The sequence below is a fragment of the Micromonospora siamensis genome (genome assembly GCF_900090305.1).
GTDB lineage: Bacteria > Actinomycetota > Actinomycetes > Mycobacteriales > Micromonosporaceae > Micromonospora > Micromonospora siamensis.
Window position 1 is genome coordinate 5,384,878 of record NZ_LT607751.1, and the last position, 24,058, is coordinate 5,408,935.

Genomic DNA, 24,058 nt, shown 5'->3' on the forward strand with positions numbered 1-24,058 from the left:
CTAAGTGGACAGATCGTTTTCGGACGAGGCCACCAATGGTTAAATTGTCAACGCCTGGCACCGAAATTGTCACTCGATCGCACTCATTCAACGTTCCTCAGCGTAACCGCAAAACCGCTCCGACTACCGACCGCAATGATGTCGGGCGATGTTCCGCGCGTCCGACAAACGGCGTATCGTGCCCCCTCGTGTCGGCCGTACGCTCCTCCGAGGACCCCGTGGCGCAGCCGTCGTCCCACGACGCGGCTGGCCAGGGCGTATCCGTCGACGGCGCGACCACCCGGCTGCCGGCGGAGGAGCGGGGCGGCCCCGGCCACCCCTGCCGGGCGCCCGATCCCCGCGACCTCGCCGCGCAATTCGAGGACGAGAAACCCGGGCGTACGCTCACCGGCCGGGTGGGCCTCCTGGTCACCGGCACAACCGTCGCGATCGCCCTGTTCACGCTCGTCCAGGCATTCCGGCCGCTGGCCCAGGGCAGCAAGTATTACCTGATCATTTTCCTGGCCGGCGTGCTGCCGATCGTCTTCCTGGCGTACCCGTCGGGGCTGCGCCCGCTGCGGCGGACCGCGACCGGCGCACCGACCGGGGACGGCGGCGACGCCCGGGCCGACCGCGGCCGGCCCACCGCCGCGGACTGGCTGCTCGCGGCCGCCGCCCTGGTCACCTGCCTCTACCCGGTGCTGCCGTTCGCGCTCGGCGACGGCGGTGGCGGCTACGACGCGTTCCTCGACCGGCAGGGGCTGCTGGCCGGGCCCGACGTGGTGATGGGCACCGTCCTGCTGCTCCTGCTGCTGGAAGCCTGCCGGCGCACCACCGGCTGGATCCTGCCCGCGGTCTGCCTGGCGTTCCTCGGCTACGGCTACTACGGCGGGCTGCTGCCGCAGGGCTGGCCGGTGGCGCACGCCGGGCTCGACTTCGACCAGCTCGTCGACGCCTTCTACAACTCCGACAGCGGCTTCTACGGCACCCCGCTCGACGTCGCGGCCACGTACATCGTGCTGTTCACCATCTACGGCGCGGTGCTGGACCTCTCCGGCGCCGGGCGGTTCTTCGTGGAACTCTCCGCCGCCGCGTTCCGGCGCTCCCGCACCGCGGCCGGACGCACCGCCGTCGCCTCCGGGTTCCTGCTCGGCACCGTCTCCGGCTCCGGCGCGGCCACCACCGTCAGCATCGGCGCGGTGACCTGGCCGATCCTGCGCCGCGCCGGCTACCCGGCGGAACGGGCCGGCGGCATGCTGGCCGCTGCCGGGGTCGGGGCGATCCTCTCCCCACCCACGCTGGGCGCGGCGGCGTTCATCATCGCCGAATACCTCGGGGTGTCCTACCTCCAGGTGCTCGGCTGGGCGACCGTGCCGACGATCCTCTATTACCTGGGCATCCTGCTCTCGGTGGAGATCGACGCCCGCCGCTCCGGCGTCCGGCCGGTGGTGATCGACGCCGGCTCCGCAGGGCGGCTGCTGCTCCGCTTCGGCTACCACTTCCTCTCCCTCTTCGTGATCATCGGGCTGCTCGCGGTCGGTGCCTCGGCCACCCGGGCGGTGGTGGCCGCCACCGTCCTCGCCGCCGCGCTGTCCTTCCTGGACCGCCGGCACCGGCTCACCCCACCCCGGCTGGTGGCCGCGCTCAGCGCCGGCGTGCGCGGGGTCCTCGCGGTCAGCGCGGTCTGCGCCGCCGCCGGCATCATCACCGCCACCACCACCCGCACGGGGCTCGGCCCGCAGGCGGCGGCGCTGCTGGTCGGCGGGGCGCAGGCGCTCGCCTCCGACCCCACGGTCGTGCTGGCGCTCACCGCGCTGCTCGCCGCCGTGGCGCTCAGCCTGCTCGGGCTGGCCGTGCCGGTCACCGCCTCGTTCGTCATCGGCTGGGTGATCATCGGGCCGGCGCTGCTGCACCTCGGTGTCGCCGCGCCCGCCGCGGCCATGTTCGTCTTCTACTTCGCCGTGCTGTCCGAGGTCTCCCCGCCCACCGCGCTGGCCGCCGTCGCCGCCGCCGCGGTCACCGGCGGCCGGCTGGTCCCCACCATGTGGCAGACCCTCCGGTACGCCCTGCCGGCCTACCTGATCCCGATCGCCTTCGTGCTCACCCCCACCGGCCTCGGCCTGCTCGGCATCGGTGGCCCGGGCCGGATCGCCGCGGCCGGGCTGGCCTCCGCGCTCGGCGTCGCCGTGCTCGCCGTCGCGGCGGGCGGCTGGCTGCCCGGCGTCGGCCCGGCCGGAGTGCCGGAGCGGATCTGCGGAGCGCTCGCCGGGCTCGCCCTGCTCTGGCTCGAACCCGTACCCGTCGCGGCCGGCGTGCTGCTCGCCGCCGCCACCGTGGCGGGTGTCCTCGTACGACGCGGATCCGCCGGCCGGACCGGCGGACCGACCACCACTCCTGGGGAGGACGACAAGTGAGAAGGACGAACGTGCGGCTGGCCGCCGGCATGGGTGTGCTGGCCCTGGTCGTGACAGGTGCTGCCGGCTGCGGGGGCCGTCAGGACAGCGCCGCCAAGGACGACGCGAGAAGCGAGATCACCTGCAAGGTCGACAAGGACACCCGGGTCGGCATCGCCACCGGCAACGCCACCGGCGTCTACTACGTGGTCGGCAACGCCCTCGCCGGCCAGCTCTCCACCACCACCGGCGGCAGGCTCACCGGCACCGCCGCCGAGACCGGCGCCTCCGTGCAGAACATCGAACAGCTCGTCGCCGGCCAGTACGACGTGGCCTTCTCGCTCTTCGACACCGCCGTCAACGCGGTGCAGGGCAAGGGCAGCTTCTCCGGCCCGCAGGACGTCCAGGCGCTGGCCCGGATCTACGACAACTACACCCAGGTGGTCGTCCGGGCCGACTCCGGCATCACGTCGGTGGCCGGCATGAAGGGCAAGAAGATCTCCACCGGCTCCCCCAAGTCCGGCACGGAGGTCATCGCCAACCGGCTGCTGGAGGCCGCCGGCCTCGACCCGGCCAAGGACATCCAGGCGCAGCGGCTCGACCTGGCCAAGACCGTCGAGGGCGTCAAGGACGGCAGCGTCGACGGCTTCTTCTGGTCCGGTGGCCTGCCCACCGGCGGAGTCACCGACCTGTTCACCACCTCCGGCGACAAGGTGAAGTTCCTCGACGTCAGCGCGCTGCTGCCCAAGCTGACCGAGCTGAACCCGGCCTACCAGAGCGGGACCATCCCCGCCGACACCTACCGGACCGCGGCGGACACCCCGACCATCGTGGTGCCCAACGTGCTGCTGGTCCGCAAGGACCTGGACGCCGACGTGGCCTGCGCGATCACCAAGACGGTCTTCGAACGCCGGGACGCCCTGGCCGAGGCGAACCCGGCGGCCAAGGGCATCAGCCTGGACAACGCCCGCAGGACCGACCCGGTGCCGCTGCACCGGGGCGCGGACAAGGCCCTCAAGGACCTCGGCGCGAGCTGACCCCCGACGGCGCCGGGCCCGGGTCTCCCCGCCCGGGCCCGGCGCTCCCCACATCCGACGGAGACCCCGTGCCGCTCCCCGCCCGCGTACGCCGGCACGACCGGCCCGCCGACCACACCGGTCGGCTGTGGTCGGTCCGTACCCAACTGATCGCCCCGATCCTGGTGGCTACCGTCGGCCTGGTGGTGCTCGGCGCCGTCCAGACCCGCACGGCGCTCGCCGACTCGGCCGACGCCGACCGGGCGCGGGTGCTGGCCGGCACCGCCACCGCCACCGTGCGGCTGGTGCACGAGCTGGAACGGGAGCTCGGCGAGACCGCCGCCCTGCGCCAGCGCAGCGGCGCCACCGGCCGGCCGCTGGTCGACGCCCAACGCCGCCGGGTGGACGCCGCCGTGCAGCGCTACCGGGACGCCAGCCGGGCGGCCCGGGACGCCGCGCCCGACCTCGGCCGGGTGCTCGACGACGCGGACGGCCAGCTGGGCCAGCTGGACCCGTCCCGGGCGCTGGCGGTCCGCACCGAGACCGCCGACCCGGCGTACGCGGCGCTGGTCGAGTCGCTGCTCGCCGTCGCCGACGCGCTCCCCGCCCAGCTGCGCGACACCGAGCTGGCCAACGGGGCCCGGGAGGTGGCGGCCGTGGCCGCCCAGGAACACCTGGCCTCCCTGGAGCGGGACCTGCTGCGGGCCGTCTTCGTCCGGGGTTCGCTGGTCGACGGTGAGCTGGTCCGGCTGGGCCAGCTGCGCGGGGCGCAGGAGCAGCGCCAGGCCGAGTTCTCCCGGATCGCCGCCGCGCCGGCCGCCGCCGCCCGGCGTCGGCTGGTCACCGGCACCGACGTGACGACCGCCGGGCGGATGCGGGACGGCGCGCTGGCCGCCGAGTCGGAACCGGGGGCGCTGCGCACCGACGGCGACGCCTGGTACGTCGCCCAGAGCGGGACCATCCGCCGCTACAACCTGCTCGGCCGGGAACTCTCCGAGGCCCTCGACCGGAAGGCCGCCGGCCTGGCCCGGGACGCGGAACGCCGGGCCCTGCTCACCTCCGGCGGCACCTCGGCGGTGGCGGTGGCCTCGCTGGTCGCCGCGGCGCTGCTCGCCGTGCGTACCAGCCGGCGGCTGCGCCGGCTGCGGGTGGCCGCGCTGACCATGGCCCACCGCGAACTGCCGGACCGGATCACCGCCATCGTGGCCGGCGACGGCGTCCCCGCCGAGGGCGTCGCGACCCGGCTCACCGCCGGCATCAGCCAGGGCCGCGACGAGGTGGCCCAGGTCGCCGAGGCGTTCGACACGGTGAACCGGGCCGCGCTGCGGCTCGCCGGTGAGCAGGCCGAGCTGCGGATGGACGTCACCCGGATGGCCGAGGCGCTGGCCCGGCGGATCCGTACCCTGATCACCCGCCAGCTGCGGCTGCTCGACGAGTTCGAGCGGGAGGAGACCGACCCGGACGCCCTGGCCCGGCTCTTCGCGCTGGACCACCTCGCCGCCCGGATGCGCCGCAACGGGGAGAACCTGCTGGTCCTCGCCGGTGGGGAACCCGGCCGGGTGGACGAGGGCGCGCACCTGCTCGCGGACGTGCTGCGGGCCGCCGCCTCGGAGATCGAGGACTACCCGCGGGTGGAGATCGACGTGCCCGACGCGGCGGTGCACGGCACGGCGGTGGGCAACCTGGCCCACCTGCTGGCCGAGCTGCTGGAGAACGCCACCGCCTACTCGCCGCCGCGCAGCCCGGTGCGGGTGGACGGCCGGCGTACCGTCGACGGGCTCACCCTGCGGGTGCACGACCAGGGGATCGGCATCGGCGACGACCGGCTGACCGAGATCAACGACCGGCTGCGGGCGCCGGCCACCCTGTCCAGCGCGGCGGCCGGCAGCATGGGCCTGCACGTGGTGGCGCACCTGGCCGCCAGGCTCGGGGTCCGGGTCCAGCTGCACCACACCGCCGGCGGCACGGTGGCCCAGGTGGACGTGCCGGAGTCCCTGCTCACCCGGGTCGACGCGGTGGCCCGCCGGCCGCTGCCCGCCCCGGCCCCGGCGCTGGCCCTGCCGCTCGCGGTCACCGCGACCGGCCGCCCGCCGACGATCCGAGGAGTGGCCCGGGCGGTCGCCGCGACGGCCGCGCCGACCGGCGCGACCACCGCGGTCGGGCTGCCCCGCCGGGTACGCGGCGGTCAGCTCCCGGCCCGCTACCCGGCCCCCGCCGCCCGCCCCACCGACGACCTGCTCGACCCCGAGGTGGTGCGGTCCCGGCTGTCCGCCCTCGCCGCCGGGGTGGCCACCGCCATGCGCCAGAGCCAGCAGCCGAAACCGAACGGGAGAACGTCATGACCACACCGCTGCACGCCGGCCTCGACTGGCTGCTGGAGAACTTCGCCGAGCAGGTCCCGGACGTGTCGCACGCGCTCGCGGTCTCCGGCGACGGCCTGCGGTTGGCCACCTCCCCCGGCCTCTCCCCCGACCAGGCCGACCAGCTCGCCGCCGTGATCAGCGGTCTGGCCAGCCTGACCGTCGGGGCCGCCCGGCTGATGTCGGCCGGCCGGGTACGCCAGCAGATCGTCGACATGGACGGCGGGGTGCTGCTGGTGATGGCCGTCGGCGAACGGGCGCTGCTCGGGGTGCTCGCCGCGCCCGGCTGCGACCTGGGTCAGATCGGCTACGAGACGGCGACGCTGGTCCAGCGGGTGGCGGAGGCGCTGGAACCGGCGGTCCGGCTGTGACCCTGCGGCGCCGGGCACCGCGACCGGCCAGCCGGCCGCGCCGGGCACTGCGACCAGGCCGCCGGTCGTTCCGGTCGCCGCTCCCCCTGCGGGTGCTGGCCGTCGTGCTGGCCACGGTGCTGGTCGGCACCGGCTGCGGGCAGCCCGCCGCGCCGCCCCGGGCCTGGCACGACGGCCGGATCTTCCTGGCCACCGGCAACACCACCGGCGTCTACTACCAGCTCGGCGGCGGGTACGCCGACGTGATCAGCCGGCACCTGCCCGGCTACGAGGCGCGGGCCGAACCGACCGGCGCCTCGGTGGACAACGTCACCCGGCTGGCCGGCGGTGACATGGAGGTGGCGTTCAGCCTGGCCGACACGGCCGCCGACGCGGTCGCCGGCCGGGGCGCGTTCAGCCGGCCCCAACCGGTGCGGGCGCTGGCCCGGGTCTACCGCAACTACACGCACGTGATCGTCCGGGCCGACGCGCGGGTCACGAACCTGGCCGGGTTGCGCGGCCGGCGGGTCTCCACCGGTTCGCCGCGCTCCGGCACCGACGTCATCGCCGGCCGGCTGCTCACCGCTGCCGGGCTGGACCCGGGCCGGGACGTCCGGCGGGTGACGCTGTCGCTGCCGGAGACGGTGAACCGGATGCGCGCCGGCACCCTGGACGCGATGTTCTTCTCCGGGGGCCTGCCCACCCCGGGCATCGCCGACCTGCTCTCCGGCCAGCCGGGGACGTTCGTCCTGCTGCCCGTGGCCGACCTGCTCGAACCGTTGACCGCCCGGTACGGCTCGGTCTACACCACGGCGGAGCTGCCCGCCCAGGCGTACGGGACGCCGACCGGGACGCCGACGGTGACCGTGGCGAACCTGATCCTGGTCAACGCGGACATGCCGGAGCAGTTGGCGTACGACCTGACCCGGTTGCTCTTCGCGTACCAGTCCGACCTGGTGGGGGTGCATCCCGAGGGCGGGAACTTCACCCGGGCGACCGCGGCGGGCACCGACCCGATCCCGCTGCACCCGGGGGCGGCCCGGTTCTACCAGGGCGGCTGACCGGCTCAGACGTCGGCGGGCGCGGTGGCGGCGCGGGCCTCGGCGACCAGCCGGTCAGTCTCGGCGCGTACCTCGTCGTCGGTCGGGGTGCCCGGGTCGTAGCGGACGGTCCAGCTCAGCCCGTCCACCCCGGCGACCCGGCGGGCGGCGATCCGGCCGGACCCGCCGGGCAGGGCGTGCTGGGCGGTGTACGCCACCGAGCGGGTCACCCGGGCCCGCACCTGGTGCGGTAGCTCCCCCGGGTCGAGCAGCAGGTACGTCTCGGCGGGGCAGTCGGCGACCACCAGGTAGCCGTCGCGTTCGGCGACCCGCTCGGCGGGGACGACGGTCAGCTCCCGGCCGGACCAGGTGGCCTTGAGCACGTCGTGCCAGCCGATCCGGTGCGGCCGGCCGGGCAGCCAGAGCCCGAGGTTGCTGGCGACCACCACCCCGTCGCCCTCGCCGTTGCCGGCGGCGGCCCAGGCGAGCACCCGCTCGTCGGTGGCCAGTGGCGGCCGGGCGGCCGGTGGCAGCTTCGGCCTGCGGTTGAACAGTCCCATCTCACAGCCCCCCGGCGGCCTGCTCGCGCAGCGCCCGCGCGTGCTGTTCCAGCGAGAGCAGTTCCCCGAAGAGCGCGAAGTACTCGTCCTTCTGGTTCACCGGGTTGATCCGCTGGATCTTGGATTTGAGGTCCCGGATCCGGGCGGTCACCGAACCCCACTGCAACTGGGCCATGGTGATCGACACGTACCGCGGGTCCGGTTCGCCGTCGATCCGCAGCGGCTCCACCGCCAGCTCGCCGACGAGCGCCTGGGCGGCCAGGTCGTCGCAGGCGTCCCGGACGGCCTCGATCCAGACCGCGCCGCCGGTGGCGGTGGCGGCCCCCCCGGCCTCGGCGACGGCGGCCCGGACGGCGACGTGCACCGGGTGCCGGTAGTCGGCGGCCTCCACCGCGTCGAACATCGGGCCGGCGAGCACCGGCTGCTGGAGGGCCAGTTTCAGCGCCTCCCGCTCGACCATCGACTGCGGGCTGTCCACCGATGGCGCGGGGGTGCGGCCGCGCCGGGCCGACGCGGCGGAGTCCTGGGCGGGGCCGGTCGGCGCGCCGCCGGCCGCCTGCACCGCCCGCTGCACCGGCTCGATCTCCATGCCGAGGTCGCCGGCGAGCTTGCGGACGTACTCCGGGCGCTTCTCCCGGTCCTTGATCTTGGCGACCAGCGGGGCGGCCCTGCGCATCGCCTCCACCCGGCCGTCGACGGTGTCCAGGTCGTAGCGGCTGATCACGTGCCGCAGCGCGAAGTCGACCAGCGGCTCCCGGCGGGCCACCAGGTCGCGGACGGCCAGGTCGCCCTTGGCCAGGCGCAGGTCGCACGGGTCCATGTTGTCGGGGCTGACCGCGATGAAGGTACGCCCGACGAAGCGCTGGTCGTCCTCGAAGGCGCGCAGCGCGGCCTTCTGCCCGGCGGCGTCCCCGTCGAAGGTGAAGACGATCTCGCCGGCCCGCTCGTCGCTGTCGAGGAGCACCCGGCGCAGCACCGAGATGTGGTCCGCGGCGAAGGCGGTGCCGCAGGTGGCCACCGCCGTCGGCACGCCGGCCAGGTGGCAGGCCATCACGTCGGTGTAGCCCTCGACGACGACCACCTTGCCCTGCTTGGCGATCTCCCGCTTGGCCTGGTCGATGCCGTAGAGGACGTGCGACTTCTTGTAGATCGGCGTCTCGGGGGTGTTCAGGTATTTCGGGCCGTCGTCGTCGTCGAAGAGCTTGCGCGCGCCGAAGCCGATCACGTCGCCGGTGATGTCCCGGATCGGCCACATCAGCCGGCGGCGGAACCGGTCGATCAGCGAACCGGAGCGGGCCGGCCGGGACAGCCCGGCGGTGACCAGCTCATCGTGGGTGAAGCCCTGCTGGCGCAGGTGCTTGGTGAGCAGGTCCCAGCCGTCCGGGGCGAAACCGCAGCCGTAGCGCTGGGCGGCGGCCCGGTCGAAGCCCCGCCGGGCCAGGAACTCCCGGGCCGGGCGGGCGCCGGCCGTGCCGAGCTGGGCCTGGTAGAACTCCACGGCGGCGGCGTGCGCGGCGACCAGGCGCTGCTTCTGCCCCTGCTGCGGGCGGGGCCGCGGGGTGGTCTGGTCGTTCTCGACGTACCGCAGCTGGATGCCGGCCCGGGCGGCGAGCCGTTCGACGGACTCGACGAAGCTCAGGTGCTCGGCGTCCATCAGGAACTTGATCGCGTCGCCGCCGACCCCGCAGCCGAAGCAGTGGTAGACGTTGCGGGCCGGCGAGACGTTGAACGACGGGCTCTTCTCGTCGTGGAACGGGCACAGCCCCTTGAGGTTGCCGCCACCGGCCGACTTCAGGGTCACCGTGTCGGAGATGACCTCGGCGATGGAGGCGCGTTCCCGGACCAGCGCGATGTCCTCGTCCCGGATCCGCCCAGCCATCTCCGCCACCCCCTCGGCGTACATCCTGCCCTGCCGGACCGACGTTCCGGCGGTCGGGGGGACGGCGTGTGGCGCAGCCGTCAGGCGCTCCGGCCCACCCCGCTGGTGGCGTCGCCGATGCGCGGGAACGGCTCGATGGAGAAGACCACCTCCACCGGCACCTCGAAGTACGCGGCGATCCGCAGCGCCAGGTGCAGGCTGGGCCGGAACTCGCCGCGCTCCAGGTAACCGATGGTCTGGTAATGCACCCCCAGTGCGTCGGCGAGCTGGCGGCGGGAGACGCCCCGCTCGGCGCGCAGCACCGCGATCCGGTTGTGCACCGTCTCACTCATCCGCGACGCCCTCTCACATCACCCGTTGCATGGCCCGTTCCCGGCGCGCCGCCACCCGCGAGCCGGACTCCCGGCGGGCCATCCGGCGCAGCACGACCGGGGCCAGCAGCAGCCCCAGCACGGCCCATCCGCCGAGCGCCAGGACCGTCTCCAGGTGCCGCCAGCTCCCGCCGAGCTCGACCGCCGACAGGGCGTCCGGCAGCAGCGCCGAGCGCATGCCCAACCCTAACCAGTAGATCGGGAACGCCTGGGCGACGGCCTGCACCCAGCCGGGATAGCCGTTGATCGGGTAGAAGATGCCGGAGAGGGCGATCAGCCCCATCATCGGCAGCACCACCAGGCCCATGTTGCGCGGGTTCTCGATCACCGAGCCGATCACCGCGCCGAGCGGCAGGGCCGCCACCAGGCCCAGCGGCACCACCCAGGCCAGGGTGAGCCAGGCGCCGGGCTCGCCCAACCGGAGCCCGTCCAGGAAGAACACCCCCGGCACCAGTTGCAGCAGCAGGCCGAGCACCGCGGCGGACGAGGTCAGCACCAGCTTGCCGACCAGATAGCCGAGCATGCCGTTGGGGGTGGCCTTGGCCCGCAGCAGGGTGCCGTCCTCGCGGTCGACGATGAGCTGCTGGGCCAGCATCAGCATCCCACCGAACGCGATGCCCATGCCGAGCGCGCTGGGCAGCGTCCGGGCGCCGAGGGAGAAGCCGGTGCCGGGCACCGTGGAGCCGCGCATGAAGAACATCGCGACCAGCAGCACGACCGTGGGGAAGGCGTAGTTCCACAGGTCCTGGCCGTTGCTCAGGGTGTTGCGTACCTCGATCAGGCCCCGGCGCAGGCCGGCGCGGACCGCCGTGGTCGTCGGACTCACCGCTCCCCCTCCCCGCGCAGCACCCGCAGCGCGGCGTCCGCCCGGCCGCCGGCCTCGTGCTCACGCACCAACGTCATGTACGCGTCCTCCAGGCTGGCCCGGCGGACCTCCAGGTCGGCGACGGCGTCGCCGTGCTGCCGGAACAGCTCGCGGACGAAGCCGGTGGCGTCGGTCGCGGCGTGCACGAAGCGCTCGCCGTCGACGCTCCACCGGATCTCGGCCTTGCCGGCCACCCGCCGGGACAGTTCGTCGGCCGAGCCGTCGGCGATGATCCGGCCGCCGGCCAGGATCAGGATCCGGTCGGCCAGCTTCTCCGCCTCGTCGAGGTCGTGGGTGGTCAGCAGGATGGTGGTCTCGTCCAGGTCGGCCAGCCGGTGCACCAGCTCGTGGAACTCGCGGCGGGCGGCCGGGTCGAAGCCGACCGTCGGCTCGTCGAGGAAGAGCAGCTCGGGGCGGCCGACGATGCCGACCGCCACGTCCAGGCGGCGGCGCTGGCCGCCGGAGAGCTGGTTGACCCGACGCCCGGCCTGCCCGGTCAGCCCCACCGTGTCCAGCAGGTCGGCGGTCGGCCAGGGCCGGCGGATCGCGGCCGTCGCGTACGGCGCGTAGTAGGAGCCCAGGTGGGCGAGCAGGTCACCGACCCGCCAGCGGCCGTGGTCGCGCCAGGACTGGAGCACCACGCCCAGTCGGGCCCGCCACGCCTCGTCGCCCCGGGCCGGGTCGGTGCCGAGCACGCGCACCTCGCCGGCCGAGCGGAGCCGGAAGCCCTCCAGGATCTCGATGGTGGTGCTCTTGCCGGCCCCGTTCGGGCCGAGCAGGGCGAGCACCTCACCGCGCCGGGCGGTGAAGTCCACGCCGTGCAGGACGTCGACGGTGCCGTAACGCATGCGCAGGGCCCGGACGTCGAGCACCTGGTCGGCGTCGGGTGGATGCGGAGCCTCGGTCGCCCCCGCGAGCTCAACCGCTGTCATGGCCATCCCTCGGAATGATGGATCGGTACCGCGAAATGTAGCACCCCTACTACATTGCGGGCAGCCCCGATCCGCTCCGGGTCGGCAACGGTTCAGCGCGGGTTGCGCCGCAGCCAGCGGGTCACCGGCGGCGGGTCCTCCTCGTCGTACGACCGGGCGGCCCGCACGGCGGTGGCCAGGCCGTAGCGACGGCCCCGGCCCAGGTGCGGGTTGGCCGCCGGATCGGCGGCCATGTCCCGCCACAGCGCCGCGGCCAGCCCGAGCATCACCACCACGAACGGCAGCGCCACCAGGATGGTGGCCTGTTGCAGCGCCTCCAGGCCGCCGGCGAGCAGCAGCGCCGCGGCGACCGCGCCGATCAGCACCCCCCAGAGCACCACCAGCACCCGGTGCGGGCGCAGCGCGCCGTTGGAGGTGAGCGTGCCGAGCACCAGCGAGGCCGAGTCGGCGCTGGTGACGAAGTAGAGCGCGATGAGCACCATCGCCAGCACGCTGGTCACCGTCGCCAGCGGCAGCGCGTCGAGCAGGCCGAACAGCGCCTGCTCACTGCCCTTGCCGACGTCCGCCACCAGGTCCCGCGTGCCGGTGGCCTGGGCGCGCAGGGCGCTGCCACCCATGATCGAGAACCAGACCGCGCTGGCCCCGCTGGGCACCAGCAGCACCCCGACCAGGAACTGCCGCACCGTGCGGCCCCGCGAGATCCGGGCGATGAAGGTGCCCACGAACGGCGCCCAGGAGATCCACCACGCCCAGTAGAAGATCGTCCACGAACCGAGCCAGGCCGTGTCGGAGAAGGCCCCGGTACGCGTCGACATGAACACCAGGTTGCTCAGGTAGTCGCCCACCGAGGCGGGCAGCACCTCCAGCGTGTAGATGGTCGGCCCCACCACGAAGACGAAGACCATCAGCAGCACCGCCAGCACCACGTTCGTGGTGGACAGCCATTTGACGCCCTTGTGCAGGCCGGAGAAGGCCGACACCACGAAGGCCAGGGTCAGCGCGCCGATCACCACCAACTCGACCCCCCTGGTGTCCCGGATCCCGGTCACCAGGTCCAGCCCGGCAGCGACCTGGAGCGCGCCCAGGCCGAGGCTGGTGGCCGAGCCGAAGACGGTGGCGAAGACCGCCAGCAGGTCCACCGCCCGACCGGCCGCGCCGTCGGCCCGGGCGCCCAGCAACGGGTGGAACGCCGCCGAGATCCGGTTGTCCCGCCCCTTGCGGAAGGTCGAGTACGCCAGCGCCAGCGCCGCGATCGCGTAGATCCCCCACGGGTGCAGCGTCCAGTGGAAGAGCGTGTACTGCATCGCCGCGGCCCCGGCCGCCGGGGTCTGCCCCGCGACCCCGGTGGACGGCGGCGGCGTCGCGTAGTGCTGGATCGGCTCGGCCACGGCGAAGAACACCAGCCCGATGCCCATCCCGGCGCTGAACATCATCGCGATCCAGGCCAGCGTGCTGAACTCCGGCTCGTCGTCGTCGGCGCCCAGCCGGATCCGCCCGAACCGGGAGGCCGCGATGACCACCGCCAGCACCAGGAAGGCGTCCGCCGCCACCACGAAGAACCACCCGAAGGTACGGATCACCCAGGCCAGCCCGGACGTGCCGAAGTCCGCCAGCGACCCGCGGGCCAGCAGGCCCCAGGCCACCACCGCCAGCACGCCGCCCACACTGAGCGTGAGCACCACCGGGTCGGGCCGCCGGACGGACCCGCTTCTCTCCCGTTCGACCTGTTCGGACATCAGTCACCCCCGGTGACCATCCTGGCCGCCCGGACCGCCCCGGACGGGGGGAAAGGCGGTAATCACCCGGTCCGGCGGGCCCACCGGTCGATGCGCGTGGCCCCGGGAGCCCGGGGCAGGATGGGCCGCATGTCCACGACCGCCCCGCCCCGGTTCGCGTACCGCCCGGCGCTGGACGGGGTCCGCGGCCTCGCCGTGGCCGCCGTCCTGGCCTTCCACGGCGGGGTGGCCGCGCTGCCCGGCGGATTCCTCGGCGTCGACGCGTTCTTCGTGCTCTCCGGGTTCCTGATCACCTCGCTGCTGCTGGCCGAGCACCGGGACACCGGCCGGATCGACCTGGTGGCGTTCTGGGGTCGCCGGTTCCGGCGGTTGCTGCCCGCGCTGCTGCTGGTGCTCGCCGTCGTGCTGCTGGTCTCCCGGTGGCTGCTGCCCGACACCGAGTTGACCGCGCTGCGCTGGGACGCGTTGGCCGCGTTGGGCTACGTGGCGAACTGGCGGATGGCGAACCGGGACGGCGACTACTTCGCCGCCACCGGCAGCCCGTCGCCGTTGCAGCACACCTGGTCGCTCGGCATCGAGGAACAGTTCTACCTGGGCTGGCCGCTGCTGCTGGGGCTGCTGCTCGCGCTGGCCGCCCGCCGGGCCGGCCGCGCGCCCGGGTCGGGAACCCGCCCGGCCGGGCGGTCGGCTGCGGTGCTGGCGTTCACCCTGGGCGGCGCGCTGGCCTCGGCGGTGGCCGCCGCGCTGCTCTTCGCGCCCGACGCGGTGGACCGGGTCTACTACGGCACCGACACCCGGGCGGTGGCCCTGCTGATCGGCGCCGCCCTCGCGGTGGCGCTGGCCCGCCGTCCGGCCACGTCGCACGCGCCGGCCACACCGGCCACGCCGGAGGACGCCACGCCGGAGGACGCCACGCCGGAGGACGCCACGCCGGCGCCGGCCGCCGCCGGTGCGCCGTCGCCTCGGGTACGCCGGGTCCTCGGCGCGCTGGCGCTCGCCGGCGCGGTCGGCACCGGCTGGCTCTGGGCCACCGCGAACGGCGGCGACCCCTGGCTCTACCGGGGCGGACTGACCCTCGCCGCGCTGGCCGTGGCGGCGGTCATCGCGCACGCCACCGTCAGCCCGGGCGGCCCCACCGCCCGACTGCTGGCGCTGCCGCCGCTGGTGTGGACCGGCCGGATCTCGTACGGGCTGTACCTGTGGCACTGGCCGCTGTTCCAGTGGTGCGACGCGGAGCGGACCGGGCTGACCGGGCCGGCCCTGCTCGCCGCCCGGTGCGCGCTCACCCTGGCCGTCGCCGTGGCGTCGTACCTGCTGGTGGAGCGCCCGATCCGACGGGCCCGGCGGCTGCCCCGGGTGGCGGCGGCGCTGGCCGGCGCGGCCGTCGCCGCGGTGGCGGCGCTCGCCGTGTTCGGCACCGTCGTGCCGCCGGTCCCCTCCACCCCGCCGGCCGCCATCGCCTGGGACGCCACCCCGACGCCCGACGCCACCGCCGGCCCGGTCGCCGGCTCGGCGGCCCCCACCCCGCCGGTACGCCGGCCCGGCCGCGAACCCGGCCGACTGCCCCGGGTCACCTTCCTCGGCGACTCGGTCTCCTGGTCGCTCGCCAGCTACCTGCCGGAACAGGACCGGCTCGCGGTGAGCGTGCGGGCGGTGCAGGGCTGCGGGATCGCCCGCCTGCCCGAGCTGCGCTACGTCGGAGGCGACCACACCAACTACCCCGGCTGCGACACCTGGGACAACCGGTGGTGGAAGTCCGTCGACGCCGACGACCCGGACGTCGCGGTGATCCTGCTCGACCGCTGGGAGCTGGTCGACCGCCGGCTCGACGGGCGGTGGCAGCACGTGGGCGACCCGGCGTACGACGAGTACCTCGCCGGGGAGCTGGACCGGGCGATCGACATCGCGGGCGGTCGGGGCGCCCACGTGGTGCTGCTCACCGCGCCGTACACCCGGCGGGCGGAACGCCCCGACGGCGGTCTCTGGCCGGAGGACGACGCGCAGCGGGTGGACGCCTGGAACCGGCTGCTCGCCGACGCGGCCGTACGCAAGGAGGCGAGCCTGCTCGACCTCAACCGGCGGGTCTGCCCGGACGGCGAGTTCACCTGGGAGGCCGGCGGGGTCCGGGTACGCAGCGACGGGCTGCACTTCACCCCGCGCGGGGTCCGCGAGTGGATCGCCCCGTGGCTGCTGCCGGAGCTGCACCGGCTCGCCGTCCAGGGCGCCTGACGCCCCGCCCGGCTCGTCCGCGGAATGCCGGTCAGGCGACCGCGGCGGCCTCCTCGGCCTCGACCCGGGCGTTCCAGTCGGCCTTGCTGGCCCGCCAGCCCTCGTCGGTCATCCCGCGCCGCCAGTAGCCGGAAATGGAGAGCGCCTCGCGGGGCACCCCCCGCTCGACGCGCAGCAGGTGCCGCAGCTCCTTGACGAAGGTCGCCTCGCCGTGCACGAAGGCGTGCACCGCGCCGGGCGGGAACTCCAGCGCCCGGACGGCGGCGACCAGCGCCTCCCCCACCGGCCGGTCGCCGCGGTGCAGCCAGGTCAGCTCGACGGCGCCCGCACTGGTCAGCGGCTGCTCGTCGGCCGGGCCGTCGACCTCGAGGAAGACCACCGCCCGGGCGCCGGTGGGCAGCCGCTCCAGGCTGGCCGCGATCGCCGGCAGGGCGCTCTCGTCGCCGACCAGCAGGTGCCAGTCGGCGGCCGGGTCGGGGGCGTACGCGCCGCCGGGTCCGGTGAAGCTCACCTCGTCGCCGGGGCGCAGCGCGGCGGCCCACGGGCCGGCCACTCCCTCGTCCCCGTGGTGCACCACGTCGATGGTCAGCTCGCCGGCCGCCGCGTCGAACGCCCGCACCGTGTAGGCGCGCAGCCGCGGCCACTGCTCGCGGGGCATCGTCGCGCGCACCGCCGCCATGTCCAGCGGCCTCGGGTACGTCACCCCGGGCTGCGGGAAGACCAGCTTGACGTAGTGGTCGGTGTACGCGCCGACCGGCAGGCCGGTCAGTTCCCCGCCGCCCAGGACCAGGCGGATCAGGTGGGGGGTGGGCCGGCTGGTCCGCAGGACCGTGGCCGTGACGACCTTCTTCGTCGGACGCTCCGTCATGGCGCTTAGGCTAGCCTAAGTCAACGTGCCGCCGCCCGCCCCGGGTGCGCCGGGCACCAGCCGCCGGTGCCAGGCCACGGCCGCCGGGTCGGTCAGCGAGGCCACCTGGTCGATCACCACCCGCAGCCGGGTGGCGTCGTCCGGGGCGGCCCGCCACAGCGGCGCGAAGACCGGGTCCAGCGCGCCGGCCCCCCGGTCCGCCAGCGTGCCGACCAGCTCGACCAGCATCTGCCGCTGGCCGGCGTACCGGTCCCGGGCGCCGGGGCGGCGCATCACGTAGCGCAGGGCGATGCCCTTGAGCAGCGCGCACTGGGCCCGGATCCGGCGGGGCACCACCAGGTCGGCGGCGTACCGGCGGTGCGGGCCGGGGCCGAACCGCTCCCGGGTGGCGGCCACCACCGTGGAGACGAACCGGCCGGTCAGCACGCTGGTGGTGGCCTTCAGGGCGGCCTGCGCGCGGTGGCTGCCGTCGTAGCCGGCCAGCGGGGCGAGGACCGGCTCGGCGAGCAGGTCCACCAGCACGGCGGCCAGGTCGTCCGGCGACTCGCCGGAGTACGCCCCGGCCACGTCGGCGCAGAGCGCCCGCCGCTCGTCGGCGTCGACGAGCAGCGGGGCGAGGGTGACGTACCCGCCGTGGATGCCGTCCTCCACGTCGTGCACCGAGTACGCCACGTCGTCGGCCCAGTCCATCACCTGCGCCTCCAGGCAGCGGCGCGGCCGGCCGTCGAGGCCGACGCCGGGCGGGGCGCCGACGCGGACCCAGTCGAAGACCGGGCGGTCGTCGGCGTACGTGCCGAACTTGCGCTCGCCGGGCCGCCGGGGCCACGGGTACTTGGCGACCGCGTCGAGCGAGGCCCGGGTCAGGTTCAGCCCCGCCGGGGCGCCGTCCGGGCCGATCACCTTGGCCTCCAGCCGGGTGAGCACCCGCAGGGTCTGCGCGTTGCCCTCGAAGCCGCCGCAGTCGGCGGCCAGCTCGTCCAGGGCGTCCTCGCCGTTGTGCCCGAACGGCGGGTGCCCGAGGTCGTGGGCCAGCCCGGCGGTGTCCACCACGTCCGGGTCGCAGCCCAGCCGGGCGCCCATCTCCCGGGCGATCTGCGCCACCTCCAGCGAGTGGGTCAGCCGGGTACGCAGGAAGTCGTCGGTGCCCGCCGTGTGCACCTGGGTCTTGGCGGCGAGCCGGCGGAACGCCGCCGAGTGCAGCACCCGGGCCCGGTCCCGCTCGTACGGGGAGCGCCCGTAGCCGCCGTCCTTGGGCGCCTCACCGACCCACCGCTCGTCCGGCGCGCCCCCTTCACTCGTTGCGGGCACGGAGAACGCAGAACTCGTTGCCCTCCGGGTCGGCCAGGACCACCCAGTCGGCCCCGCCCTGCCCGACGTCCACGTGCCGCGCGCCCATGTCGACCAGCCGCTCGACCTCCGCCTCCTGGTCGGTCGGGCGCAGGTCGAGGTGGAGCCGGTTCTTGGCGTTCTTGGGGTCGCGGACCGGCACGAAGACGATGCCGGGCAGCCGGTCCGTGCCGGGGCGGATCTCCACCTCGTCGGAGCGTTCGGCGACGATCTGGTAGCCGAGCGCCTCCGCCCACCAGCGGGCCAGCCGCGCCGGGTCGCGGGCGTCGACGGTCAGGCTCTCCCAGACGCTGGTCATGCGGTCACCCTTCGCTCGGCACGGCAGGCACACGGGCGAAACCAGGTTACGCCCGCCCGACCCGAACGGCCCGCCCAAGCATCCTCCGACCGGCCCCCACCCCACCGGGAGCGGGGGCCGGTCCGCTGGTCAGCGGGAGTCGGAGCCGTCGGTGTCCACCACGGCCCGACCGGCCTCCAGGCGGGCCACCGGGACCCGGAACGGGGAGCAGGAGACGTAGTCCAGGCCGACCTCGTGGAAGAAGTGCACCGAGTCGGGGTCACCGCCGTGCTCGCCGCAGACGCCGAGCTTGAGTCCGGGGCGGGCGGCCCGGCCCTCCTCGGCGGCGATCCGGACCAGCCGGCCGACCCCGTCCCGGTCGATCGACTCGAACGGCGAGATGCCGAAGATGCCCAGTTCCAGGTAGCGCCAGAAGAACGCGCCCTCGACGTCGTCGCGGGAGAAACCCCAGCCCATCTGGGTGAGGTCGTTGGTGCCGAAGGAGAAGAACTGCGCCGCCTCGGCGATCTGCCCGGCGGTCAGCGCCGCCCGGGGCACCTCGATCATGGTGCCGATCAGCACCTCGACACCGCTGTCCCCGACCACCTCGGCGATGATCTTCTCGGCCTCCGCGCGTACCGTCTCGAGTTCCTGGACCGCGCCGACCAGCGGGACCATGATCTCCGGGCAGGCGCTGCCGCCGGACCCGGCCACCGCGACCGCGGCCTCCGCGATCGCCCGGACCTGCATGGCGAACAGGCCCGGGATGACCAGGCCCAGGCGTACGCCGCGCAGGCCGAGCATCGGGTTCTCCTCGTGCATCCGCCGGACGGCGGCGAGCAGCGCCTCCTCCTTGGCGACGTCCTCGCCGCGCTCCTGGGCGACGGCGACGTTGACCGCGAGCTGCTCCAGCGGGGGCAGGAACTCGTGCAGCGGCGGGTCGATCAGCCGCACGGTGACCGGCAGGCCGTCCATCTCGCGGAAGATCTCGATGAAGTCCTCCCGCTGCAACGGCAGCAGCGCGGCCAGCGACGCCTCCCGCTCGTCGTCGGTGCGGGCCAGGATCAGCCGCTCGACCAGCTCGCGGCGGTCGCCGAGGAACATGTGCTCGGTGCGGCACAGGCCGATGCCCTCGGCGCCGAAGCGCCGGGCCCGGGCCGCGTCCGCACCGGTGTCGGCGTTCGTCCGGACGGCCAGCCGCCGCTTGCCGTCGGCGTGCGTCATGATCCGGTGTACGGCCCGGACCAGCGCGTTGTCGATGTGCTCGGGGTCGAGGCTGCCCTCGAAGTACTGCACCACCTCGGACGGCATGACCGGCACCTCGCCGAGGTAGACCTTGCCGGTGGTGCCGTCGATCGAGACCACGTCACCCTCGCCGACGGTCTGCCCGCCGACGGTGAACTTCTTGCCCGGCACGTCGACCTCGAGCTCGTCGGCGCCGGAGACGCAGGTCTTGCCCATGCCGCGGGCCACCACGGCAGCGTGGCTGGTCTTGCCGCCGCGCGAGGTCAGGATGCCCTTGGCGGCGATCATGCCGTTGAGGTCGTCGGGGTTGGTCTCCCGGCGGACCAGGATCACCGACTCCCCCTCGGCGGCCAGCTCGACGGCGCGGGCGGAGGTGAAGACGACCTTGCCGGAGGCGGCGCCCGGGGAGGCGCCGATGCCCTTGGCGACCGGCTGGAAGTCGTGGTCGAGCTGGAAGCGGGGGAACATCAGCTGGGCCAGCTGCGCGCCGTTGACCCGGTGCAGCGCCTCGTCCAGGTCGATCAGGCCCTCGTCGACGAGCTGCCCGGCGATGACGAACGCGGCGGCGGCGGTGCGCTTGCCGACCCGGGTCTGGAGCATCCACAGCTTGCCGCGCTCGATGGTGAACTCGATGTCGCAGAGGTCCTTGTAGTGCTCCTCGAGCCGGGCCATGATGCCGAGCAGCTCGTCGTAGGACTTCTTGTCGAGCTGCTCCAGCTCCTGCAACGGCACGGTGTTGCGGATGCCGGCGACGACGTCCTCACCCTGGGCGTTGGCCAGGTAGTCGCCGTAGATGCCCTGTGCGCCGCTGCCCGGGTCACGGGTGAACGCGACGCCGGTGCCGGAGTCCGGGCCGAGGTTGCCGAAGACCATGGCGACCACGTTGACCGCGGTGCCCAGGTCGGCCGGGATCCGCTCCTGGCGGCGGTAGAGGATGGCCCGCTCGGCGTTCCACGACTCGAAGACCGCGCGGATGGCCAGGTCGAGCTGCTCGCGCGGCTCCTGCGGGAACTCCCGCCCGGTGTGCTTCGCGAAGATCTTCTTGTACGCGTCGACCAGCCCGCGCAGGTCGTCGGCGTCCAGGTCGAGGTCGTTCTTCGTACCCTTGGCGCGCTTGGCGTCCTCCAGGGCGTGCTCGAACTCCTCGCCGGGCACCTCGCAGACGGTCTTGCCGAACATCTGGATCAGGCGGCGGTAGGAGTCCCAGGCGAACCGGTCGTTCCCCCCGGCCTGCTTGCTCAGCCCGACGACGCTGCGGTCGTTGAGGCCGACGTTGAGGACGGTCTCCATCATGCCGGGCATGGAGAACTTGGCCCCCGAACGCACGGAGACCAGCAGCGGGTCCTGCGGGTCACCGAGCCTGCGGCCCATGCCGCGCTCCAGCGACTCCAGGTGCGCCTCGATCTGCCCGGCCAGCCCGTCGGGCTCCCGCCCGGTGGCGAGGTACGCCTTGCAGGCCTCGGTGGTGATCGTGAAGCCGGGCGGGACCGGCAGGCCGAGATTGGTCATCTCGGCCAGGTTGGCACCCTTGCCGCCCAGCAGGTCCTTGAGGTCCTTGTTGCCCTCGGAGAAGTCGTACACGTACTTGTCGTCGGCCTTGTCCTGCGCTGCCACCAGAGCCTCCCACGCGCGTCCGCATTGACACTTAACGAAGGTTCAGTTGCTCATACCCCGGGGCCGACCACCGCTAATCCAGGCGTCGTGGCCGATCGGTGGGCGAAGGTTAAGCGAACATCGCGTGGCTCGGGACCGTTCGGTGACAATCGGCACAACCATCACCACTATCCGCGTCCGTACCGGTTTTTGGGAACGCTTCCACGCGCACGATCACGCAATCGCGCCTCCCCTCGTACCCTTGACGGCGCTGGGTTCGTCGAACCTGACTTTTGCCATATCCCACGCGAATACACCCCCGGAGCCGTCCCCGTGCCGACCACCCCCGCCACCAGCCCCGAGACCGGTCCCGACCCGCTCGACCGGGCCGTCCCGCCCACCCGGCGACCGGCCGCCGCCGAACTGGCCCGCACCGCCACCCAGACGGCCGGCGCGCAGCTCACGCCGGCCGCGCCGGTCGCCCTGGGCGACGTGGTGCCGGCGCCGGAACGGGTGCTCCCGGACCCGGCCGCCGACTTCACGCTGACCGCCAACACCGTGCTGCGGATCAGCCCGGACGGCGGGGCCCGGGACGTCGCCGTGTTCCTCGCCGAGCTGCTGCGCCCCGCCACCGGACTTCCGCTGCCGGTCGCCGACGCCGCCCCCACGGACTCAGCGTCACCGGCCGGGGCCCACGCCACCGGGACGCCCGAGCCGGTCGGCCCGAGCGGGGCCCCGCTCACGCTCACCCTCGACGCTGCGGCCACGGTCACCGTCGACTCCGTCGCCGGGCCGGGCGACGCCGGGCCCGCAGGGCTCCCCGAGACCGGGGAGCTGGGCGTCGAGGGGTACCGGCTCGACGTCACCCCCACCGCCGTCCGGATCACCGCGCTCACCGCCGCCGGGCTGCTGCACGGGGCGCAGACGCTGCGCCAACTGCTGCCCGCCGCCGTCGAGAGCCGGACGCCGGTGACCGAGCGCTGGACGGTGCCCGGCGGCACGATCGTGGACCGGCCGCGCTTCGCGTACCGGGGGGCGATGCTCGACGTGGCGCGGCACTTCTTCGCCGTCGAGGACGTGCTGCGGGTGATCGACCACCTGGCCCGGTACAAGCTCAACCACCTGCACCTGCACCTCACCGACGACCAGGGCTGGCGGATCGCGGTGGACTCCTGGCCCCGGCTGGCCCCCGTCGGCGGCGCCACCCAGGTCGGCGGCGGCACCGGCGGCTGGTACACCAAGGACGACTACCGGCGCATCGTCGCGTACGCCGCCCGCCGGCACGTCACCGTGGTGCCCGAGATCGACCTGCCCGGCCACACCAACGCGGCGCTGGTCGCGTACCCCGAGCTGGCGCCGGGCAAGGTCCCGCCGCCGCCGTACACCGGCACCGAGGTCGGGTTCAGCTACGTCGACCCCGCCGACGAGCGAACGTACGACTTCGTCGCCGACGTGCTCGGCGAGGTGGCCGCGCTCACCCCCGGGCCGTGGCTGCACATCGGCGGCGACGAGGCGTTCAAGGTCAAGGGCGAGGCGTACACCGGCTTCGTCGAGCGGGCCCAGCGGATCGTCGAGAGCACCGGCAAGACGGTGGTCGGCTGGCACCAGCTCGCCCCCGCCGCGCACGTCGACGGCAGGGTGCTCCAGTGGTGGGGCACCAACGGCGACGACCCGGACATCGCCGCGGCGGTCCGCGGGGGCGACCGGCTGATCCTCTCCCCCGGCAACCGCGCCTACCTGGACATGAAGTACGCCCCGGACACCCCGATCGGGCACGACTGGGCCGGCCTGATCGACGTGCACCGCGCGTACGACTGGGATCCGGGCACGCACCTCACCGACGTGCCGGCCGAGGCGGTGCTCGGCGTCGAGGCGCCGCTCTGGACCGAGTCGGTCACCACCCTCGCCGACATCGAGTTCCTGCTGCTGCCCCGGCTGCCCGCGCTGGCCGAACTCGGCTGGTCACCCCGGGCGACGCACGACTGGGCCGGGTTCCGCGAGCGGCTGGCCGGGCACGGCCCCCGCTGGACCGCCGCCGGCATCACCTTCCACCGCTCCCCCGACGTCCCCTGGCCGACGCCCGCGACGCCCTCCGCGGTGGACCCGGCCCGTCCGGTCCCGACCCAGCCCTCACCCGACGCCGTCCCCGACACCCACTGACCCACCCCGCCTCACGGCGGGCGGACCGGCAACTTCGGTGAAGATGCTGCCTCGCGACGGACCGAGGCAGCATCTTCAGGGAAGTTCCGCGCGGTGGGTCCGTCGGTGGAACGGCATGGGTGTTTCCGGGCATCGGTGACAGCAATGGCGTTCCACTCACCGGGTGCCATCACCCGCTTCCTGTGGGGCGTCGGGGGCTGGGGGATGCGGTCGTCGCTCGGGTGCTGCGGCGCTCCGGCCCGCTCGGGAGTCAGGCTCATCGGCACTCATGGACGCCAACGAGCGTGATACCTGAGAGGAATAAATATGACTCTGAGGTATCTCGCTCGACAGCGATGTCGCCTCCGGTTCCGGGCCGCCGCACCGCCGCTCGGCGGCACCGGGCACCCTGGGCCCCGTCAGCGCTCGTGCGATGGAGTGTCCGGGTTCGCTCATCCGCAACCTACGGGAGGGGATGTCCGGGGGCGCTGCGGCTGGGGCTGAATGTCCGTTTCGGGACGGCCGGATGCGGGCCGGACGTGCCCGGCTGCGAACGGCGTCCCGTGGCCGACAGCACCCCGGGGGCGGAATCGCGGGTGGGACCGGGGCGTTGTACCTGGCATACCGCGGGCACTCCCAGCCCGCCGGCCCCGGCAAGACCCGGCGGAATGCCGGACCGAGCCGCACGGTTACACCCCCGGACCACGCAGCACCGGTCCCCGGCAGAGCCGGCGGGAATCATCCCCGGCCACCGGCCGTTACATCCCCGGGCCACCCGAGCAGCCACCCCCGTGAGCGCCGGGACCCCGCAGACTCTCCCCCCGCGCGGCACCCCCGCAACACCCGCCGCGCACACCCCCGAACGCAGAGGAGCACGCC

At 74.4% G+C, this 24,058-nt stretch carries 17 protein-coding genes; 7 read left to right on the forward strand and 10 right to left on the reverse strand.

Annotated features, from left to right (window positions below; all coding sequences use genetic code 11):
• Positions 1–188: 188 nt before the first annotated feature.
• From GA0074704_RS24495 to GA0074704_RS24515, 5 genes are all read left to right on the forward strand, one after another.
• Positions 189–2,393 carry a TRAP transporter permease gene (locus GA0074704_RS24495; RefSeq protein WP_377470461.1) on the forward strand — a complete coding sequence of 735 codons (2,205 nt, stop codon included), beginning with the start codon at positions 189–191 and terminating at the stop codon, positions 2,391–2,393.
• Positions 2,390–3,409: a TAXI family TRAP transporter solute-binding subunit gene (locus GA0074704_RS24500; RefSeq protein WP_088972664.1), complete on the forward strand. Its 1,020-nt coding sequence runs from the start codon at positions 2,390–2,392 to the stop codon at positions 3,407–3,409. The genes GA0074704_RS24495 and GA0074704_RS24500 overlap by 4 nt, the downstream gene beginning before the upstream one ends.
• 68 nt (positions 3,410–3,477) lie before the next feature.
• Positions 3,478–5,730, forward strand: a complete 2,253-nt coding sequence (locus tag GA0074704_RS24505) for a sensor histidine kinase (protein ID WP_231926673.1) — start codon at positions 3,478–3,480, stop codon at positions 5,728–5,730.
• The gene (locus tag GA0074704_RS24510) at positions 5,727–6,119 is read left to right on the forward strand and encodes a roadblock/LC7 domain-containing protein (protein ID WP_088972665.1); all 393 of its coding nucleotides are present in this window, start codon (positions 5,727–5,729) and stop codon (positions 6,117–6,119) included. Before GA0074704_RS24505 ends, GA0074704_RS24510 begins: the two co-directional genes overlap by 4 nt.
• 92 nt (positions 6,120–6,211) lie before the next feature.
• The gene (locus GA0074704_RS24515) at positions 6,212–7,159 is read left to right on the forward strand and encodes a TAXI family TRAP transporter solute-binding subunit (protein WP_231926674.1); all 948 of its coding nucleotides are present in this window, start codon (positions 6,212–6,214) and stop codon (positions 7,157–7,159) included.
• A gap of 5 nt (positions 7,160–7,164) precedes the next feature.
• On the opposite strand, the gene GA0074704_RS24520 is transcribed toward GA0074704_RS24515, so the two are convergent.
• The 6 genes from GA0074704_RS24520 to GA0074704_RS24545 all read right to left on the reverse strand — a co-directional run bounded on the left by GA0074704_RS24520 (position 7,165) and on the right by GA0074704_RS24545 (position 13,481).
• Positions 7,165–7,698 carry a hypothetical protein gene (locus GA0074704_RS24520; protein WP_088972666.1) on the reverse strand — a complete coding sequence of 178 codons (534 nt, stop codon included), beginning with the start codon at positions 7,696–7,698 and terminating at the stop codon, positions 7,165–7,167.
• A gap of 1 nt (position 7,699) precedes the next feature.
• Positions 7,700–9,601 (reverse strand): DNA primase, encoded by a 1,902-nt coding sequence (dnaG, locus tag GA0074704_RS24525; RefSeq protein ID WP_088972667.1) that lies wholly within the window; start codon positions 9,599–9,601, stop codon positions 7,700–7,702.
• A 56-nt stretch (positions 9,602–9,657) separates the two neighbouring features.
• Positions 9,658–9,909 (reverse strand): helix-turn-helix transcriptional regulator, encoded by a 252-nt coding sequence (locus GA0074704_RS24530; RefSeq protein ID WP_088972668.1) that lies wholly within the window; start codon positions 9,907–9,909, stop codon positions 9,658–9,660.
• Positions 9,910–9,922: 13 nt separating this feature from the next.
• Entirely contained in the window at positions 9,923–10,774 is an 852-nt protein-coding gene (locus GA0074704_RS24535) for an ABC transporter permease (RefSeq protein WP_088972669.1), read from the reverse strand.
• Positions 10,771–11,745: an ABC transporter ATP-binding protein gene (locus GA0074704_RS24540; RefSeq protein WP_088973954.1), complete on the reverse strand. Its 975-nt coding sequence runs from the start codon at positions 11,743–11,745 to the stop codon at positions 10,771–10,773. The genes GA0074704_RS24535 and GA0074704_RS24540 overlap by 4 nt, the downstream gene beginning before the upstream one ends.
• 92 nt (positions 11,746–11,837) lie before the next feature.
• Complete coding sequence (locus tag GA0074704_RS24545; RefSeq protein WP_088972670.1) at positions 11,838–13,481, reverse strand: BCCT family transporter; 1,644 nt, start codon at positions 13,479–13,481, stop codon at positions 11,838–11,840.
• Positions 13,482–13,610: 129 nt separating this feature from the next.
• Between GA0074704_RS24545 and GA0074704_RS24550 the strand changes: the two genes are divergently transcribed.
• Positions 13,611–15,710 carry an acyltransferase family protein gene (locus GA0074704_RS24550; protein WP_088973955.1) on the forward strand — a complete coding sequence of 700 codons (2,100 nt, stop codon included), beginning with the start codon at positions 13,611–13,613 and terminating at the stop codon, positions 15,708–15,710.
• A gap of 31 nt (positions 15,711–15,741) precedes the next feature.
• Here the strand turns inward: GA0074704_RS24550 and GA0074704_RS24555 are convergent, their stop codons facing one another.
• The 4 genes from GA0074704_RS24555 to ppdK all read right to left on the reverse strand — a co-directional run bounded on the left by GA0074704_RS24555 (position 15,742) and on the right by ppdK (position 21,061).
• Entirely contained in the window at positions 15,742–16,578 is an 837-nt protein-coding gene (locus tag GA0074704_RS24555; protein ID WP_088972671.1) for a siderophore-interacting protein, read from the reverse strand.
• 15 nt (positions 16,579–16,593) lie between these two features.
• A complete protein-coding gene (locus tag GA0074704_RS24560) occupies positions 16,594–17,886 on the reverse strand; it encodes a deoxyguanosinetriphosphate triphosphohydrolase (protein ID WP_088972672.1) in 1,293 nt (430 codons plus the stop codon).
• A complete protein-coding gene (locus GA0074704_RS24565) occupies positions 17,870–18,223 on the reverse strand; it encodes a VOC family protein (RefSeq protein ID WP_088972673.1) in 354 nt (117 codons plus the stop codon). Before GA0074704_RS24565 ends, GA0074704_RS24560 begins: the two co-directional genes overlap by 17 nt.
• A gap of 129 nt (positions 18,224–18,352) precedes the next feature.
• Complete coding sequence (gene ppdK / locus GA0074704_RS24570) at positions 18,353–21,061, reverse strand: pyruvate, phosphate dikinase (RefSeq protein WP_088972674.1); 2,709 nt, start codon at positions 21,059–21,061, stop codon at positions 18,353–18,355.
• Between the two features lie 312 nt (positions 21,062–21,373).
• Between ppdK and GA0074704_RS24575 the strand changes: the two genes are divergently transcribed.
• Positions 21,374–23,200, forward strand: coding sequence for a family 20 glycosylhydrolase (locus tag GA0074704_RS24575; RefSeq protein WP_088972675.1), 1,827 nt, complete (start codon positions 21,374–21,376; stop codon positions 23,198–23,200).
• Positions 23,201–24,058: the final 858 nt, after the last annotated feature.